Consider the following 17,665-nt stretch of genomic DNA (forward strand, 5'->3'; position numbering starts at 1 on the left):
GCGATCATTATGCACTCGATACATGTACTGAGTGAATAGTGATCAGTGGATCGGCGTGGAGGTGTGTTCGAGTGGCTCTCGGGAGTGCGGACGCCGACACGGGGTAGGCCTGCCGTAATCCGTTCAAAACCGCAGCATCCGACCGTCACCCGAAGGAGACCCCCGTGGTCGCACCGGCTCGACTCCCGATCCCGGCCCAGTGGAAACGCGGGGCGGCCCCGTCCGCCCCGACCGGCGACGCCGCGCTGTGCGTGTTCAGCGCGGAGAGCGCCTGCGCCCAGGCCCCGCTGACCAGCGAGCCGCCCCTGCCCGACGCCGAGCCCCTGACCAGCGAGCCGCCGCTCGCCGAGGCCACCCCGCTGACCAGCGAGTCGGACGCCTTCGGCGCGGGCTCGTACGAGTCCGACACCTACGGCGCGGGCTCGTACGAGTCCGGCGGCTCCGGCGCGAGGCCGTAGATGACCGCGGCGTTCGAGGACCCTGCGGACCTCGCGGACGAGGACCTGGCCCGGCTCGCCGGGCTGCACGGGGTCGCCACCTCATACAGCCCCGCCCCGGGCCGCGACGTCCCGGTCCCCGCCTCCGCCGTGGTCGCCGCCCTGGCCGCCCTCGGCGTCGACGCGGCCGGGCCCGCCGCCGTACGCACCGCCCTCGCCGCCCGTGAACGCGAGCTGCGCGAGCGCCTGCTGCCGCCGACGCTCGTGCACTGGGCCGGCGACCCGCAGGGCCCCGCCGCCCTCGCCGCACTGCCGCCCGGTACCCGCCTGCGCGTCGAGACCGAGGCGGGGGAGGACCGGGACACCACCGCGGACCTGCCGCTCGGCGTGCACCGGGTGACCGCCCTCGCACCCGACGGCCGCACCGGCCACGCGCACCTCGTCGTCGCCCCCGACCGGCTGCCCGCCCCGCCCGGCCGCTCGTACGGCCTCCTCGTCCAGCTGTACTCCCTGCTCTCCCGCCGCTCCTGGGGCATGGGAGACCTCGGCGACCTCGCCGAGCTGGCCGGCTGGGCCGGACGCACCGCCGGCGCCGGATTCGTCCAGGTCAACCCGCTGCACGCGGCCGTGCCCGGCGCCCCCACCGACCCCTCCCCGTACCGCCCGTCCTCCCGCCGCTTCCCCGACCCGGTGCATCTGCGGATCGAGGACATCCCCGAGTACGCGTACGCCCCGGACCGCGAGCGGCTGAGCGGCCTGCTGGAGCGGGCCGAACGGCTGCGCGCCGCCGTCCTCGACAAGGGCGCCCTCATCGACCGGGACGCGGTGTGGGAGGTCAAGCGCGAGGCGCTGGACCTGGTCCTGGCCGTCCCCCTCGGCCCCGGCCGCCGGGCCGCCTACGACGACTTCCGCGCCGCCCACGGCCAGGCCCTCGACGACCACGCCACCTGGTACGCCCTCGCCGAGATCCACGGCTGCGACTGGCGGCAGTGGCCGTCGGCCCTGCGGGACCCCCGCTCGGCCGAGACCGCGCGCGCCCGCGCCGGCCTCGCCGACCGGGTGGAGTTCCACGCCCGCCTCGCCTGGCTCACCGACGGCCAGCTGCGTGCCGCCCAGCGCGCCGCCCGCGAGGCAGGCATGCCCGTCGGGATCGTGCACGACCTCGCCGTCGGCGTGCACCCCGTCGGCGCCGACGCCTGGGCCCAGCAGGATGTGTTCGCCGCAGGCATGTCCGTCGGCGCCCCGCCCGACGCCTTCAACGCCCGCGGCCAGGACTGGGGCCTGCCGCCCTGGCGCCCCGACCGGCTCACCGCCACCGCCTACGCCCCCTACCGCGAGCTCCTGCGCGCCCTCTTCCGCTACGCCGGCGCCCTGCGCATCGACCACGTCATGGGCCTGTTCCGGCTGTGGTGGGTCCCCCAGGGCAGCCCGCCCACCGGAGGGACCTACGTCCGCTACGACGCCGACGCCATGCTCGCGATCCTCGCCCTGGAGGCCACCCGCGCCGGGGCCGTCGTCATCGGCGAGGACCTCGGCACCGTCGAGCCCGGGGTGCGCGAGACGCTGCAGCGGCGCGGGGTGCTCGGCACCTCGGTGCTGTGGTTCGAACGAGACTGGGAGGGCGACGGACGCCCGCTGCCGCCCGAGCGCTGGCGCGCCGACTGCCTGGCCACCGCCACCACCCACGACCTGCCGCCCACCGCCGCCCGGCTCACCGGCGACCACGTCGACCTGCGCGACCGGCTGGGCCTGCTCACCCGCCCGGCGACCGAGGAACGCGCCGAGGCCGTCGCCGACACCGCCGAGTGGCTCGCCCTGCTGGGCAGCCTCGGCCTGCTGGACCTGGCGGCCGCCGGACCGCCCGGCAGCGACGAGGAGGAGGAGATCCGCGCCGTCCACCGCTTCCTGCTGCGCACCCCGGCCCGGCTGATCGGCGTCTGGCTCCCGGACGGTGTCGGCGACCGCCGCCCGCAGAATCTCCCGGGGACCTGGGACCAGTACCCGAACTGGCGGCTGCCGATCGCGGACCGCGACGGCCGGCCCGTGCCGCTGGAGGAACTGACGGCCTCCCCGCGACTGCGGGCACTACTCCATGTGTTCGAGCAGGCCAAGGGCGTGTGAACCCCCGGTACGGGACCCCGGGCGCGCGCCCTTCCGGGTGGTTCGCTAACTTGAGATCGTGGACAAGAAGAACGCCCTGCGCGCCGGCGCCCTGGCCGCCGGTACGACGCTGATGATGCTGCTCATGTCGTCCCCCGCGCTCGCGCTGACCCGCGACGACGGCGACGACCCCGGCCCCGGCCTGAGCGTCATCCAGACGCTGGGCCTCTACGTGCTGATCCCGATCGCGCTGTTCGTGGTCATCGCCGGTCTGGTGATGGCGCTGGACAAGTCCAAGATCAGGACCATCAAGCCCTCGTCCAAGGTGAAGTCCGGGGCCGACGCCAAGGCCTGACCGGACACCGGTTCCCTCGCCGGGGGCGCCTGTCCTCCCGCCGGTACGCGTGCGACGCCGTACCCGGGTGGGGTCGGCGCCCTCGGTGTTTTCGTCGTGCGTGCCGTATTCGGTTCTTGCCGTGGCGGTCCCGCTCAAGGGCTCGGCGCGGTCAGATACCGCTGTACGGTCGGCCCGAGCCACGCCTGCAGTTCCTCGCGGTGCAGTTCCCGCGCCGCCGGCAGGCGCAGCACATAGCGGGTGAGGGCCAGTCCGAGCAGCTGCGCGGCACACAGCGCGGCCCGCGCCGGAACCTGCTCGGGGTCGGGGCACACCTGCCGGGCCAGCGGCAGCAGCTGGTCCCGGAAGACGCCCTGCATCCGCTCTGCCCCGGCCTGGTTGGTGGCGCCGACCCGGAGGACGGCCGTCAGCTCCTCGTTCTCCTCCCACATATCGAGGAAGTGGCTCACCAGCGCCCGGCCCACCTCGTCCCGCGGCACCCGCGTCAGGTCGGGCAGCCGCAGATCCAGCGCGACGGCCGCCGCGAAGAGGCCCTCCTTGCTGCCGTAGTAGCGCATCACCATGGACGGGTCGATGTGCGCGTCCCGGGCGATCGCCCGGATGGTGGCCCGCTCGTAGCCGTCGGCGGCGAAGCGCTCGCGGGCGGCGTCGAGGATGGCGGTGCGGGTGGCGTCGGAGCGGCGCGCCTGGTTCGTCTTCGTGCTGCCGGTCATGCCAACGAGCGTAGGCCAACGCGTGTGGGCCAACAAGTGTTGACTCCCCGGCAGACCGCTCCTACTGTTGCCAACAAGCGTTGACCAACAAGTGTTGGCCAACGGGCGTTGACATCCAGGAGGCCACCATGACCGGCACCACTGGCAACAACGGCACCAGCACCACCGATGTCACCGGCACGCCCGGATCCGTCATCGTCGTCGGCTCCGGCCCCACCGGCCTGCTCCTCGCCGGCGACCTCGCCACCGCCGGCGTCCCGGTCACCGTCCTCGAAAAGCGCCCCCACAAGATCAGCAACCTCTCCCGCGCCTTCGTCCTGCACGCCCGCACCCTGGAACAGCTCGACGCCCGCGCTCTCGCCGACGACCTCGAAAAGGCCGGTCAACCCCTCGACCGTCTCAACCTCTTCGGCCGGCTCACCGTCGACCTCGCCGCCCTCCCCTCCCGTTTCAACCACCTGCTCGTCCTCCCGCAGTACGAGGTCGAGAAGGTCCTGGAGCGCCGGGCGGTCGAGGCGGGGGCCGAGTTCCGCCATGAGACCGAGCTGACCGGGCTCACGCAGGACGCCGACGGGGTGACCGTGGAGGCGCGCGGGCCGGAGGGACGTACGGAGCGGCTGCGGGCGGCGTACGTCGTCGGCGCCGACGGCATGCGCAGCATCGTGCGGGACGCGATCGGGCTGCCGTTCCCGGGCAAGTCGGTGATCCGGTCCGTCGTCCTCGCCGACGTCCGGCTCGCGGAGAAGCCGCCGACCCTGCTCACCGTCAACGCCGTCGGCGACGCCTTCGCCTTCCTCGCGCCGTTCGGCGACGGCTACTACCGGGTGATCGGCTGGCACCGCGGCCGCAACGTCCCCGACACCGAGCCGCTGGACCTGGCGGAGGTCCAGGAGATCACCCGGCTCGCCCTCGGCCGGGACTACGGGATGCACGACGCCCGCTGGATGTCCCGCTTCCACAGCGACGAACGGCAGGCGCCCGCCTACCGGGCCGGCCGGGTCTTCCTGGCCGGCGACGCCGCGCACGTGCACACCCCGGCCGGCGGCCAGGGCATGAACACCGGCCTCCAGGACGCGGCCAACCTGAGCTGGAAGCTGGCCGCGGTCGTCACCGGCCACGCGGACCCCGCGCTGCTCGACACCTACCAGGCCGAGCGGCACCCCGTGGGCAGGTCGGTGCTGCGCAGCAGCGGCGGGATCGTCCGCCTCGCCATGGCCAAGCGCCCCTGGACCCTCGCGGCCCGCGCCGCACTCACCACGTTCCTGAACGCCGTCGGCCCCGCCCGGCGCAAGGTCGCCGGCCAGGTCACCGGCGTCGGCTACCGCTACCCCGCACCGCGCGGCGCCCACCGCCTCACCGGCACCCGGGTCCCGGACGTCGCCCTGTCCGGCGGCGGCCGCCTCTACGAGGCGCTGCGCGGCGGCCGGTTCGTGCTGGTCACCCCGCAGCCGTACGAGGCGGGGTCCGGCCGCGCGGACCGGCTGACCGTGGCGCACTGGGCGAGCGGCCGCCGTACGACCGTGCTGGTCCGCCCCGACGGATACGCGGCCTGGGCCGCCGACGCGGCGGACGCTGCGGACATCGAGGCGGCGGTCGCCGCGCACGTGGGCGGCTAGCCCTCTTCCCGGTGCGGCGCCTGCAGCGTCCCCGCGAGCAACTCCCTCAGCAGGTCGGCCAGTTGGCCGACCTGCTCGTCGTCGAGGCGCGACAGGGCCTCCGTCTGGACCGCGAGCCCCGCGCCGACCGCCCGGTCGATGACGTCCAGCCCCTTCTCGGTCAGGGTCACCTTCAGGCCCCGGCGGTCGTGCGGATCGGGGGAGCGGCGCAGCAGGCCGGCCTTCTCCAGCTTGTCGAGGCGCCCGGTCATCCCGCCGGTGGTGAGCATGAGGGTGGCCGACAGCTGGCGCGGCGAGAGGGTGTACGGCTCGCCGGCCCGGCGCAGGGTCGCGAGCACGTCGAACTCGCCGCGTGAGACGCCGTAGGGCTGGTACGCCTTCTCCATGCGGTCGCCCATGGTGCGGGAAAGGCCGTAGATCCGCCCGAAGACCTCCATCGCCCGGGAGTCGAGGTCGGGCCGTACAGCCGCCCACTGGTCGATGATCGCGTCCACCGAATCCTTGCCTGCGCTCATGTGCCGAGTATGGCCCTCCGGGTGATTGCCAGCAAGAAGGTAAGTGACTTGCCAGAAAGTTGCTTGATGCTAAGCTACTTTCTACCAAGTTACTTCAGGGGGTCATGGTGGCAGGAACGAACGAGCGCATCCCCGGCGAGTGGACCCTGCCGGTCACCGCCGCCGTCAACGGCATGGGCACCGGCATGTACGTCCCGTTCACGCTGGTCTTCTTCCATGCCGTCACCGGGCTGTCCTTCACGGTCGTGGGCGCCGTGCTCACCGTCACCGGCCTCGCGGGCATCGCGGCGCTCCCGCTCGCCGGGACGGCGGTGGACCGGTACGGCGCGAAGCGGGTGCAGTACGCGCTGTACGGCGTCCGGGTCGCCGGCTTCGCCCTCTATCCCTTCGCCCACTCCCTCCCCGCCTTCGCGGCCGTCGCCCTGGTCACGGCCGCCGCCGACCGGGCCTTCCCGGCGGCCCAGCAGTCCCTGATCGGCGAGGTGGCGAGCGGGGCGGGGCAGGACCGGCTGCAGGCGTCGACGCGCGCCCTGCAGAACGCCGGCAACGGGGCCGGCGCGCTCCTGGCCACGCTGGTCATCTCCCTCGCGGGCAGCGCCGGTTACACGTACGCGGCCTGGGGCAACGCCCTCTCCTTCGCGCTCGCGGCGCTGCTGCTGCGGCCCCTGAGGCACGCGCGTCAGGGGCGTACGGCAGGTGCGGCCCCGGTCGCGCGCCGGGCGAGCTCCGGCTACCGGCTCGTGCTCGCCGACCGGCCCTTCCTGGTCGTCACCGGCGCCAACTTCCTCAACGCGCTGAGCTATTCGGCCTTGTCGGTCCTCTTCCCCCTCTTCATGGTGGAGTGCCTGCACGGACCCTCGATGCTCACCGGCGCCGCGTTCACCCTCAACACCGTGCTGTGCGCGGTCGCCGGGGTCGGCGTCGGCGCACGGGTCCGCGGGGCCGGGGCCCGGCGTACCCGGGCGGCGGCGCTGGGCGGGGGCCTGTTCGCGACCGCCTTCGCCGCGCAGATCGTCCTCGGCACCGTACGGCCCGGCTCGGACACGGTGCTGGGCGGGGCCCTGGTCGCCGTGGTCGTCGTCTACACCCTCGGCGAGCTGATCCACAGCCCCGCCGCCCAGGTGCTCGCGGTGGCGGCGGCGCCCGAAGCGGTGCGCAGCCGGTATCTGGCGGCGTACCAGATGTCCTGGTCCCTGGCGAAGGCCGTGGCGCCCTCCCTGTTCACGGCCCTGCTCGCCCTGGACGGCCGTGCGCCCTGGGCCGTCCTCATCGTGACCTCGGCGGTCGCCGCAGCCCTCCTGATCCGAACGGAACCCCGACTTCCGGCGGAGGCGGTACGACCGCTGCCGGCGACGGTGGCCCGCGGCGGCACCCTTGCCCAGACCCCCGTCCGGGCCTCGACCTCCGCCCGGGCCTCGACCTCCGCCCAGTCCTCGGCCTCCGCCCGGACCCCGGCCCCTGTCCTCGCCGGTACCGAAGGAACCCGAAGGACCCGGCCGTGAACCGATCCCTGACCGTTCCGCTCACCGCGCTCGCGCCCGTCTCGTGGGGCACCACCTACGCCGTCACCACCGTGTTCCTTCCGCCGGACCGCCCCCTGTTCACGGCCCTGCTGCGGGCCCTGCCCGCCGGGCTGCTCCTGCTGGCGCTGACCCGGGTGTTGCCGCGGGGCGGCTGGTGGTGGCGGTCGGTGGTGCTCGGCGCGCTGAACATCGGCGCCTTCTTCCCGCTGCTGTTCGTGTCGGCGTACCGGCTCCCCGGCGGTACGGCCGCCGTCGTCGGCTCGGTCCAGCCGCTGTTCGTCGTCGGCCTCTCGGCGCTGCTGCTCGGGCAGCGGCCGGCCCCGCGCACGCTCGTCACCGGGGTCGCCGCCGCGAGCGGGGTCAGTCTCGTCGTCCTCCAGGGAACCGGAACCCTCGATGCCGTGGGCGTGCTCGCGGCCGTAGCCGCCACCGCCTCCATGGCCGCCGGCACGGTGCTGACCAAGCGGTGGGGCCGCCCGGACGGCGTGGGTCCGCCGGCGCTCACCGGCTGGCAGCTCACCGCGGGCGGCCTGCTCATCGCGCCGCTCTCCGTCCTGGCCGAGGGGGCCCCGCCCGCCCTGGACGCCCGCGCCGTGGGCGGCTACCTCTACCTGGCCCTGGCCAACACGGCGGTGGCGTACTGGCTCTGGTTCCGTGGCATCGGCCGGCTCACCGCCACCCAGGTCGCCTTCCTCGGCCCGCTCTCCCCGCTCACGGCGGCCGCGGTCGGCTGGGCGGCCCTCGGTCAGGCGCTCACACCGGTGCAGGTGGCGGGCATGGTTCTGGCGTTCGGAGCGACGCTGGTGGGGCAGCTCGGTGGAGGCCGGCCCCGATCGTTCGGTTCAACTGAAAAGAATGGTCGGAAAGTTTCGATGGACCTGATGGATCGGGCGCTGCGACGGTAGGAGCACACCACCCACCGAAAGGAGCCCCGTGGCCGCCGTCCTGCCCAGGACCACCACCTCCGACGCACCCGCCTCCGCGCCCGCCCGCAAGGCCGCCGCCCCCGCGACCGGCCTGGCCCTCGCCGCCCTCGCCACCCTCGTCTGGTCCGGCAGCTTCGTCACCTCCCGCGGTCTGCACGACAGCGTCCCGCCCGTCCAGCACGCCTTCTGGCGCTGGGTCATCGCACTCCTCGCCGTAGCCCCCTTCGGCGCCCGCCAGGCCTGGCGGCAGCGGAGACTGTTGCGCCGTCACGCCCGTTACGTCCTCCTCGCCTCCCTCCTCGGCGTGGCCACCTACAACACCCTCGTCAACCAGGCGGGACTGACCACCCCGGCCGCCACCATGGGCCTGATCATGGCCGCGTCGCCGGTGCTCATGGCGGTCTTCGAACGGCTGGGCGGCGTACGCCTCGGCGCGCGCCGCACCACGGGCCTGCTCATCGCCTGCGCGGGCGTGACCCTGCTGTTCGGCGGCGGTACGGCGTTCTCACCCGGCAACCTGTGGATGGTCGCGGCGGCCTGCTGCTTCGCCGGCTACAGCGCGCTGCTGCGCCGCAGGCCCGTCGAACTCCACGGCACCGGCTTCCTGTTCGCCACGTTCCTGACCGGCGCGGTCCTGCTCCTGCCCGCGCAGGCGGTGAGCGTGACCGTGCAGGGCTCCTTCCACCCCACACCCGCCACCGTCCTGCCCCTCCTCTACGTCGGCGTCGCCTCCTCAGCGGTGGCCTTCTTCGCCTGGAACAGGGCCATCGCCCTGGTCGGCGCGACCCGCGCGGGCATCGTCTACCACCTCCAGCCGGTCTGCGTCGCCCTGCTCTCCTGGGCGGTACTCGGCGAGAGGACAGGGCTGCCGCAGCTGCTGTCGATGGCGCTGATCCTGGGCGGGGTGGTGCTGGGCGCGGGTTCACGGCGTTGACGTGTAGCTTTCCGGGCATGGCCGAGTGGGACATCCGGAAGCTGCAGATCCTGCGCACCCTGCGCGAGCGCGGCACCGTGACCGCGACGGCCGAGGCCCTGCACATGACCCCGTCCGCGGTCTCCCAGCAGCTCACCAATCTCGCCCGGCAGCTCGGCGTGACCCTGCTGGAGGCACAGGGCCGCCGGGTACGGCTCACCGACGCGGCCCGACTGGTGCTGGCCCATACCGAGCCGGTCTTCGAACAACTGGAGCGCACGGAGGCCGCGTTGGCGGCGTACACCCGGGGGGAGGCGGGGGAGGTCCGGGTCGCCGCGTTCTCCACTTCCGTACCCGCCCTGGTCGTACCCGCCGTACGGGCCCTGCGGGACACGCACCCCCGGGTGACGGTCCGGGTCCGGGAGGCGGAGGCCGCCGAGGCCTACGACCTCCTGACGGCCGGCGAGGTCGACCTCGCCCTGTCCCTCGCGGCGTCGGCCCCCAGCGCGGCGGACCCCCGCTTCTCCCAAGTCCCTCTGCTGGCCGACCCGTTGGACGTGGCCCTGCCCCCCGACCACCTCCTCGCCCGCGCGGACTCCCTGAACCTGACCGACCTGGCCGCGGACCCCTGGATCTTCGGCGGCAGCGGCCCCTGGTCGGACATCACCCGCCGCGCCTGCGAGGCGGCCGGCTTCACCCCCCACCAGGGCCACTCGGCCTCCGGCTGGACCGCGATCCTCGCCATGGTCGAGGCGGGCATGGGCGTGGCCCTGGTCCCCCGCATGGCCGCGACCCGCCGCGACGGAGTCGTCATGCGCGACCTCGGGGCGGACGGGCCGGTGCGGCATGTGACGGCGGCGGTGCGCAGGGGCGGCGAGACGGGGCCCGCGGTGACCCCTGTGCTGGAGGCTCTGCGGAACGCGGCTTCAGCCCATGGCCGCGCAGGTCATGCGAACACGACCGCGTGCTCCCCTTCCCAGGCACCGCCCGCCCTGTCTGCCGAGCTCGTGGCCGCGGCCCGTCGCATCCAGGAGGCCTGAGGTCCCGTTCCCCGCCGCTCTCAGCCGCGCCGCACCTCGTACAGGAAGCACCCGTACTCCACCGCCCGCACATGTACCAGCGCCACCTCCGGGTCGGTGAAGGCCTCGGTGAGGGCGGACGGGAAGTCGTCGGCCGTCAGGCGGCCGCCCAGGATCCGGCCGTCGGCCGAGTACCGGCGGAGCACGCGGTGGGCGTTCGTGAAGGGCAGGGCGGGGTCGGGCGCCGGGCCCGGGCACTCCTCGGCGTGGATGAAGACCGGGCCCTGCTCGTCGTACGCGCCGGGGTCGGCGCCCGTCTCGGCCGCCCAGCGGCGCAGCGGCGCGTACGAGACCAGGGCGATCCGCTCGCCGGGCTCGCTGCGGCGCAGGCAGCAGCGCAGCGGGGCGCCGCCCTCCTCGTCGGTGAAGGGCCGCAGAGGGCGGCCGGCGTCATCGGTGGCCCGCAGAGACCGAAGGACCGCGGGGGTGATGGGCCGGGCGGTGTACGCCGTCGTCGTGCCTGTGGGCCTGCGCGTCGTCGTCCGTGTCGTCGTCATACGTTCAGCGTCCTGCCGCGACGCCCCGCCCACCGGCGGGAACCGGACATCGCGTTCCCGGTGGGGGGCATGGAAGGATGGCGCAACCCACACATAACGAGGAGATGACCGCGTGCCTGGCACAAACCTGACTCGCGAAGAGGCGCAGCAGCGGGCCGAGCTGCTCACCGTTGACTCGTACGAGATCGATCTCGACCTCTCCGGCGCGCAGGAGGGCGGCACCTACCGGTCCGTGACCACGGTGCGCTTCGACGTCGCCCGGGGCGGGGCGGAGTCGTTCATCGACCTGGTGGCACCGGCCGTCCACGAGGTGGTCCTCAACGGCGACCAGCTGGATCCCGCCGAGGTCTTCAAGGACTCGCGGATCGCCCTGCCGGGGCTGCTGGAGGGGCGCAACATCCTGCGGGTCGTCGCGGATTGCGCCTACACCAACACCGGCGAGGGCCTCCACCGCTTCGTCGACCCGGTCGACGAGCAGGCCTACCTCTACACCCAGTTCGAGGTCCCGGACGCCCGCCGGGTGTTCGCCTCCTTCGAGCAGCCGGACCTGAAGGCCACCTTCCGGTTCACCGTGCGGGCGCCCGAGGGCTGGACGGTGATCTCGAACTCGCCGACCCCGGAGCCGCAGGACAACGTCTGGTCCTTCGAGCCGACCCCGCGCATCTCGTCGTACGTCACCGCGCTGATCGTCGGCCCGTACCACTCCGTGCACAGCGTGTACGAGAAGGACGGGCAGAGCGTGCCGCTCGGCATCTACTGCCGCCCCTCCCTCGCCGAGTTCCTGGACTCGGACGCGATCTTCGAGGTCACGCGGCAGGGCTTCGACTGGTTCCAGGAGAAGTTCGACTACGCCTACCCGTTCGCGAAGTACGACCAGCTGTTCGTGCCCGAGTTCAACGCGGGCGCGATGGAGAACGCGGGTGCCGTCACCATCCGTGACCAGTACGTCTTCCGGTCCAAGGTGACCGACGCGGCGTACGAGGTCCGCGCCGAGACGATCCTGCACGAGCTGGCCCACATGTGGTTCGGCGACCTCGTCACCATGGAGTGGTGGAACGACCTGTGGCTGAACGAGTCGTTCGCCACCTACACCTCCATCGCCTGCCAGTCCGCCGCCCCCGGCTCGCGCTGGCCGCACTCGTGGACCACGTTCGCCAACTCGATGAAGACGTGGGCGTACCGGCAGGACCAGCTGCCGTCCACGCACCCGATCATGGCGGACATCCGCGACCTGGACGACGTGCTCGTCAACTTCGACGGCATCACGTACGCCAAGGGGGCCTCCGTCCTCAAGCAGCTCGTCGCGTACGTCGGCCAGGACGAGTTCTTCAAGGGCGTGCAGGCCTACTTCAAGCGGCACGCGTACGGCAACACCCGCCTGTCCGACCTGCTCGGCGCCCTGGAGGAGACCTCCGGCCGCGACCTGAAGACCTGGTCGAAGAAATGGCTGGAGACGGCCGGCATCAACATCCTCCGCCCGGAGATCGCCACCGACGCCGACGGGGTCGTCACCTCCTTCGCCGTCCGCCAGGAGGCCCCGGCCCTGCCCGCCGGCGCCAAGGGCGAGCCGGTCCTGCGCCCGCACCGGATCGCCATCGGCCTGTACGACCTGGACGACGCGAGCGGCAAGCTGGTGCGCACCGAGCGGATCGAGCTGGATGTCGACGGCGAGCTGACGGCCGTACCGCAGCTGACGGGCAAGCGCCGTCCGGCGGTGATCCTCCTCAACGACGACGACCTCTCCTACGCCAAGGTCCGCCTGGACGAGGAGTCCCTGAAGACGGTCACCGAGCACCTCGGCGACTTCGAGCAGTCCCTGCCGCGGGCCCTGTGCTGGGCGTCCGCCTGGGACATGACGCGGGACGCGGAGCTGGCGACCCGGGACTACCTCTCCCTGGTCCTGTCCGGCATCGCCAAGGAGTCGGACATCGGCGTCGTGCAGTCGCTGCACCGCCAGGTCAAGCTCGCCGTCGACCTGTACGCCGACCCCGCCGCCCGCGAGGCCCTGCTGGCCCGCTGGACCGACGCCACGCTGGCCCACCTGCGTGCGGCGGAGCCGGCCGGTGACCACCAGCTGGCCTGGGCGCGTGCCTTCGCGGCGACGGCCCGCACCCCGGAGCAGCTGGACCTGCTGGAGGCCCTGCTGGAGGGCACCCAGACCGTCGAGGGCCTGGCCGTGGACACCGAGCTGCGCTGGGCGTTCGTGGAGCGGCTCGCGGCGGTCGGCCGCTTCGACGAGGCGGAGATCGCGGCCGAGTACGAGCGGGACAAGACCGCGGCCGGTGAGCGGCACGCGGCCACCGCTCGCGCGGCCCGCCCGACGCCGGAGGCGAAGGCGGAGGCCTGGGCCTCGGTGGTCGACTCCGACAAGCTGCCGAACGCGGTGCAGGAGGCGGTGATCGGCGGCTTCGTCCAGACCGACCAGCGCGAGCTGCTGGCGCCGTACGCCGACACGTACTTCGAGGTCGTCAAGGGCGTCTGGGAATCCCGTTCGCACGAGATCGCCCAGCAGATCGCCATCGGCCTGTACCCGGCGGTCCAGGTCTCCGAGGCGACCCTCGCCAAGACCGACACCTGGCTGGCGGCGGCCGAGCCGAACGCGGCCCTGCGCCGCCTGGTCTCGGAGTCCCGCGCGGGCGTCGAGCGGGCCCTGAAGGCCCAGGCGGCGGACGCGGCGGCCGGCAAGTAGCACGGCGGCAAGGGCGCCCGGCCTGCGTGCCGGGCGCCCTTTCGCATGCGCGGGGCTCGCCGGCACCGGGCCCCCTGCCCGGCTCAGCGGGCGACCATCCCGCCGGTGACGTTGACGAAGGTGCCCGTGATGCCGGCGGCCTGGTCGGAGGCGAGGAAGACGGCGGTGGCGGCGACCTCGGCGAGGGTGGGGTTGCGGCGGGTCATGCGCATGCCCGCGAGGTGGCCGACGATGCCCTGGACGGCGGCCTCGTCGATGGCCGGGTTGACGGCGGACAGCTTCTCGACGGTGAACGTCTCCGGCACCCCGGCCGCCCACAGCCCCACGGCCCGCACCCCGCGCGGACCCAGCTCGATCGCCAGATTCCGTACGAGCGTGTCGATCGCGGCATCGGCCGGTCCCGTGCCGCCCATCATCGGACTGCCGTGCGCGGAGCCGCTGTTGAGGGTGAGGACGACGCCCGAGCCGCGCTCGGCCATGCGGCGCCCGGCGGCCCGCGCGGTGATGAAGTTGGCGCGGACGCCGTTGATCACCGGCCGCAGGAAGTCGTCCACGGGCATCTCGGTGAGCGGCGCGCCCTGCACATCGCCGCGGGTGACGAGGTTGAACGAGATGTCGACGTCGCCGACCTGCCCGAGGTGCTCCTCCACCGCCGCCTCGTCGAGGGCGTCCACGACGGCGACCTCGGCGTCCTTGAGGCCGGCGGCCGCCGCCTGAAGCGTCTCGCGGGTACGGCCGACGAGATGGACGTGGGCGCCCTGTTCGGCGAAGGCGCGGGCCACCGCACCGCCGATCGAGCCGCCGGCGCCGTAGACGATCGCGGTCTTGTCCGTGAGCAGCATGGTGAACTCCCTGGGAGACGTTGTCCGGTTCACCTGTGCAGACGTACGGCACCCCGTGCGCTCATCGCTCACCGCCGCAGCGGCAGTCCGAACGCCGGGAAGAGGTGCGGTTCGAAGGACGTGACCTCCGCGATGCGGCCGGCGGCGTCGAAGCGGAGCACGTCCAGGACCTGGGCGCGGTAGACGTTCGTACCGGGGCGGCGGACGTAACCCCCGGCCGCGAGCTGCCCGTTGGCGCGGGCGGGCAGATGGCGCCAGTGGCCGAAGAACATGGGCGACGCGGGGTCGAGGCTCGGGCGGAGGAAGGCCAGCAGCGCCTCGCGGCCGGTGAACCAGAACGGATTGGGCGGCATCGTCAGCGTGACGTCCTCGGCCAGCAGCCCGGCCATCGCGTCGAAGTCGAGCCGCTCGGCGGCCGCCATGTACCGCTGGAGCGTGGCCCGCTGGGCGTCCGTGGGCGGGGTGGCCGTCCAGTCCGTACGGCTCGCCGGCAGATGCGCGCGCAGGGCCGGACGGGCGCGCTGCAGCGCGCTGTTGACCGAGGCCACGGAGGTGTCGAGGGCCTGCGCCGTCTCTGCGGCGGTGAGTCCGAGCAGGTCGCGCAGCACGAGCGCGGCGCGCTGGGGGGCGGGCAGGTGCTGGAGAGCGGCCAGCAGCACCAGTTCCACGGTCTCGCGCGCCTCCGCGGCACCGTCCGGCAGTTCGACGTCCGGACAGGGCTGCAGCCAGGTGATACGGGCGGGCGGCTCACCGGGGCCGTGGTCCATGCCGGGCAGCGGCTCGTAGTGCTGCGGGCGGCGGGCGGTACGGCGCTGGAAGTCCAGGCAGGCGTTGGTCGCGATGCGGTACAGCCAGGTACGGGCGCTCGCCCGGCCCTGATAGCCGTCCCGGGCCCGCCAGGCCCGCAGGAACGTCTCCTGGACCAGGTCCTCGGCGTCGTCGTAGGAGCCGGTCATGCGGTAGCAGTGGGCGCGGATCTCCCGGCGGTGCGATTCGGTGAGGGCGGCGAAGGCGGTCTCGTCGAAGGAGGTCTTGTCGAGTTGCGGTTCGCACAGGGCCGGCTCGTCGGATTCCGTCACGGGGGAGTGGGTGACGGAATCCGAGCTGCCGGACCCGCCGTCTTCCGTCACATGGATCTCCGTGACGGAATGGTCCCCGCTTCCCAGGGTCTCCTGCGCGACACGCGCGATACGGCGCAACCGGGCCACGGAGGCGGACAGTTCGGTCACGCCCGTGTACAGCGCGGAGGCCGGCCGCGGCACCAGCGCGCCCGCCTGCCGGCCGACCGACTCGATCAGCTCCTCCAGGCCCCCGCCGCCGTCCTGCCGCTCCCGGTAGGCCCTCTGCCGGCACGCCGCCGAGCAGTACACCGCACCACGGCCCCGGCGGCCGTCCCGCGCCGGAAGAGGGCCCCCACAGCTCGCGCACGTCTCCACGGCCACCTCCCGCTCGGAATCCGGGCCAGCGATCCTCGCACGGCGGCCGGGGGACACGACAGGGGCGGCCACGTGACCGTGACCGCCCCTGTGCCGTTCGGCAGGGTTACTTCGCGGACAGCTCCGCCGCCACCAGCTCCGCGATCTGCACCGCGTTCAGCGCGGCGCCCTTGCGGAGGTTGTCGTTGGAGACGAACAGGGCGAGGCCGTTGTCCACCGTCTCGTCGCGGCGGATGCGGCCGACGTACGACGGGTCCTGGCCGGCCGCCTGGAGCGGGGTCGGGATGTCGGACAGGGCGACGCCCGGGGCCCCCGCGAGCAGCTCGGTGGCGCGCTCCGGGGAGATCGGGCGGGCGAAGCGGGCGTTGACCTGGAGGGAGTGACCGGAGAAGACCGGGACGCGCACGCAGGTGCCGGAGACCTTCAGGGCGGGGATCTCCAGGATCTTGCGGGACTCGTTGCGCAGCTTCTGCTCCTCGTCGGTCTCGTTCAGACCGTCGTCGACGATGGAGCCCGCCAGCGGGAGCACGTTGAAGGCGATCGGCCGCTTGTAGACCTGCGGCTCGGGGAAGTCGACCGCCGCGCCGTCGTGGGTCAGCTTGTCGGCGTCGGCGACCACCTTCTGCGCCTGGCCGTGCAGCTCGGCCACGCCCGCGAGACCCGAGCCGGACACCGCCTGGTACGTGGCGACGACCAGCGCCTCGAGGCCCGCCTCCTCGTGCAGCGGCTTCAGGACGGGCATCGCGGCCATCGTGGTGCAGTTCGGGTTGGCGATGATGCCCTTGGGGCGGTCGGCGACCGCGTGCGGGTTCACCTCGGACACCACCAGCGGAACCTCGGGGTCACGCCGCCAGGCGGAGGAGTTGTCGATCACGACCGCGCCCTGGGAGGCGACCTTCTCGGCCAGCGCCTTCGAGGTCGCGCCGCCCGCGGAGAAGAGCACGATGTCGAGGCCGGTGTAGTCGGCGGTCGCCGCGTCCTCCACCGTCACCCCGTCCAGCACGGTGCCGGCCGAACGGGCCGAGGCGAACAGGCGCAGCTCGGTGACCGGGAAGTTCCGCTCCGCGAGGATCCTGCGCATGACCGTGCCGACCTGACCGGTGGCTCCGACGATTCCGACCCTCACAGCGACTCCCTCTTTGTGTCTCGTGCATGACCGGGGCTTTTCCATCATGCGGCCGACCCCGGTCCACCTGTCCAATTCTTTGCGCGGCGTGCCCGAGGAGTGGGACACGATCACCCGGCGGACGGTTCCGTACGTCCGACGGAACCCCCGCTGAGCTGGAGAAATTCCCCCCACCGCCCGCCCGGGCCGCAAGCTGTGCTGTCCCGCCCCTGCCCGTACGGTTCCCGGACACACTGCGGTGTGACGTACGCCTCTGCGGACCGCCGGAAACCGGTCCGAACGTTTCGGCCCGCTGCCGCGTCGTAGGGGCAAACGCGTGAGGGGGTGGCTTGTGCTGCGCGGAGGGGCGCGCCGCGACCAGGGGGCGTACGCCGCCGGTACGGACCGTGGGGAACGCGCGGACCGTACCGGCGACGACCCGCTGGACGCGGCCCAGGAACGCCGGGTGCGGGCGGTGCTCGCGCTCGGCGGGGTGCCGCAGTCGGACCTGCCGGACGGGGTGCAGCAGGTACGGCTGCGGCTGCTGGAGCGGACCGCGAGCGGCCGGGAGGCGCCGCGGGACGTGTCGGCGTGGGCGGCGGTCGTCGCCTCCAACCTCGCCATGGACTGGCACCGGGCCAAGCGGCGCCAGGAGCGGCTGGGGGAGCGGCTGGCCGCGCTGCGCGAGCCCGCGCACGCCTCCGGCGAGGAGACCAGCCTGCTCTCCCTCGCCGTCGCCCAGGGCCTGGACGACCTGCCCGCGGCCCAGCGGCAGGTGGTCGTCCTGCGCTTCTTCGCCGACCTGCCCGTCCGGGCCATCGCCGAGGAGCTGGACATCCCCGAGGGCACGTTCAAGAGCAGGCTGCACACGGCGGTCCGCGCGCTGCGCGACCGCCTGCACGAGGGCGAGGTGGTGTGA

The 17,665-nt window shown here is 73.5% G+C and carries 16 protein-coding genes; 10 read left to right on the top strand and 6 right to left on the bottom strand.

What is annotated here, in order from left to right:
- Positions 1–164 precede the first annotated feature (164 nt).
- Genes SRB17_RS02080 through SRB17_RS02090 form a run of 3 tightly spaced genes read left to right on the top strand, consistent with a single transcriptional unit; the run spans position 165 to position 2,892 of the window.
- Entirely contained in the window at positions 165–458 is a 294-nt protein-coding gene (locus SRB17_RS02080; RefSeq protein ID WP_153534074.1) for a hypothetical protein, read from the top strand.
- Positions 459–2,558, top strand: a complete 2,100-nt coding sequence (gene malQ, locus SRB17_RS02085; RefSeq protein WP_153534076.1) for a 4-alpha-glucanotransferase — start codon at positions 459–461, stop codon at positions 2,556–2,558. It abuts the gene before it with no gap.
- Positions 2,559–2,616: 58 nt separating this feature from the next.
- On the top strand, positions 2,617–2,892 hold the full coding sequence (locus tag SRB17_RS02090; RefSeq protein ID WP_323374847.1) for a hypothetical protein: 276 nt from the start codon (positions 2,617–2,619) through the stop codon (positions 2,890–2,892).
- Between the two features lie 134 nt (positions 2,893–3,026).
- Here SRB17_RS02090 and SRB17_RS02095 read toward each other — a convergent pair whose 3' ends face one another.
- Complete coding sequence (locus SRB17_RS02095) at positions 3,027–3,605, bottom strand: TetR family transcriptional regulator (RefSeq protein ID WP_153534078.1); 579 nt, start codon at positions 3,603–3,605, stop codon at positions 3,027–3,029.
- A gap of 128 nt (positions 3,606–3,733) precedes the next feature.
- Between SRB17_RS02095 and SRB17_RS02100 the strand changes: the two genes are divergently transcribed.
- On the top strand, positions 3,734–5,221 hold the full coding sequence (locus SRB17_RS02100) for an FAD-dependent monooxygenase (protein WP_153534080.1): 1,488 nt from the start codon (positions 3,734–3,736) through the stop codon (positions 5,219–5,221).
- Here the strand turns inward: SRB17_RS02100 and SRB17_RS02105 are convergent.
- Complete coding sequence (locus tag SRB17_RS02105; RefSeq protein WP_153534082.1) at positions 5,218–5,736, bottom strand: MarR family winged helix-turn-helix transcriptional regulator; 519 nt, start codon at positions 5,734–5,736, stop codon at positions 5,218–5,220. The genes SRB17_RS02100 and SRB17_RS02105 overlap by 4 nt on opposite strands.
- 104 nt (positions 5,737–5,840) lie before the next feature.
- Here SRB17_RS02105 and SRB17_RS02110 point away from each other — a divergent pair, with 104 nt between their 5' ends.
- The 4 genes from SRB17_RS02110 to SRB17_RS02125 are packed head-to-tail and all read left to right on the top strand — an operon-like array spanning position 5,841 to position 10,138.
- The gene (locus SRB17_RS02110; protein ID WP_194293877.1) at positions 5,841–7,238 is read left to right on the top strand and encodes an MFS transporter; all 1,398 of its coding nucleotides are present in this window, start codon (positions 5,841–5,843) and stop codon (positions 7,236–7,238) included.
- Entirely contained in the window at positions 7,235–8,164 is a 930-nt protein-coding gene (locus SRB17_RS02115) for an EamA family transporter (protein ID WP_323374848.1), read from the top strand. The genes SRB17_RS02110 and SRB17_RS02115 overlap by 4 nt, the downstream gene beginning before the upstream one ends.
- Before the next feature lie 28 nt (positions 8,165–8,192).
- Complete coding sequence (locus SRB17_RS02120) at positions 8,193–9,119, top strand: DMT family transporter (RefSeq protein WP_416237014.1); 927 nt, start codon at positions 8,193–8,195, stop codon at positions 9,117–9,119.
- A gap of 17 nt (positions 9,120–9,136) precedes the next feature.
- Entirely contained in the window at positions 9,137–10,138 is a 1,002-nt protein-coding gene (locus tag SRB17_RS02125; RefSeq protein WP_153534084.1) for a LysR family transcriptional regulator, read from the top strand.
- A gap of 20 nt (positions 10,139–10,158) precedes the next feature.
- Here SRB17_RS02125 and SRB17_RS02130 read toward each other — a convergent pair whose 3' ends face one another.
- A complete protein-coding gene (locus tag SRB17_RS02130; RefSeq protein ID WP_153534086.1) occupies positions 10,159–10,674 on the bottom strand; it encodes a DUF1203 domain-containing protein in 516 nt (171 codons plus the stop codon).
- A 112-nt stretch (positions 10,675–10,786) separates the two neighbouring features.
- Between SRB17_RS02130 and pepN the strand changes: the two genes are divergently transcribed.
- The gene (gene pepN, locus SRB17_RS02135) at positions 10,787–13,363 is read left to right on the top strand and encodes an aminopeptidase N (RefSeq protein ID WP_323374849.1); all 2,577 of its coding nucleotides are present in this window, start codon (positions 10,787–10,789) and stop codon (positions 13,361–13,363) included.
- An 83-nt stretch (positions 13,364–13,446) separates the two neighbouring features.
- Here the strand turns inward: pepN and SRB17_RS02140 are convergent, their stop codons facing one another.
- From SRB17_RS02140 to SRB17_RS02150, 3 genes are all read right to left on the bottom strand, one after another.
- The gene (locus tag SRB17_RS02140) at positions 13,447–14,205 is read right to left on the bottom strand and encodes an SDR family NAD(P)-dependent oxidoreductase (RefSeq protein WP_153534088.1); all 759 of its coding nucleotides are present in this window, start codon (positions 14,203–14,205) and stop codon (positions 13,447–13,449) included.
- Between the two features lie 68 nt (positions 14,206–14,273).
- Positions 14,274–15,647, bottom strand: coding sequence for an RNA polymerase subunit sigma-70 (locus tag SRB17_RS02145; protein ID WP_323374850.1), 1,374 nt, complete (start codon positions 15,645–15,647; stop codon positions 14,274–14,276).
- Positions 15,648–15,747: 100 nt separating this feature from the next.
- The gene (locus tag SRB17_RS02150; RefSeq protein WP_323374851.1) at positions 15,748–16,767 is read right to left on the bottom strand and encodes an aspartate-semialdehyde dehydrogenase; all 1,020 of its coding nucleotides are present in this window, start codon (positions 16,765–16,767) and stop codon (positions 15,748–15,750) included.
- Positions 16,768–17,098: 331 nt separating this feature from the next.
- Here SRB17_RS02150 and SRB17_RS02155 point away from each other — a divergent pair, with 331 nt between their 5' ends.
- The gene (locus SRB17_RS02155) at positions 17,099–17,665 is read left to right on the top strand and encodes a sigma-70 family RNA polymerase sigma factor (RefSeq protein ID WP_416237030.1); all 567 of its coding nucleotides are present in this window, start codon (positions 17,099–17,101) and stop codon (positions 17,663–17,665) included.

The organism is Streptomyces sp. RB17, assembly GCF_009604455.1.
Lineage (GTDB): Bacteria > Actinomycetota > Actinomycetes > Streptomycetales > Streptomycetaceae > Streptomyces.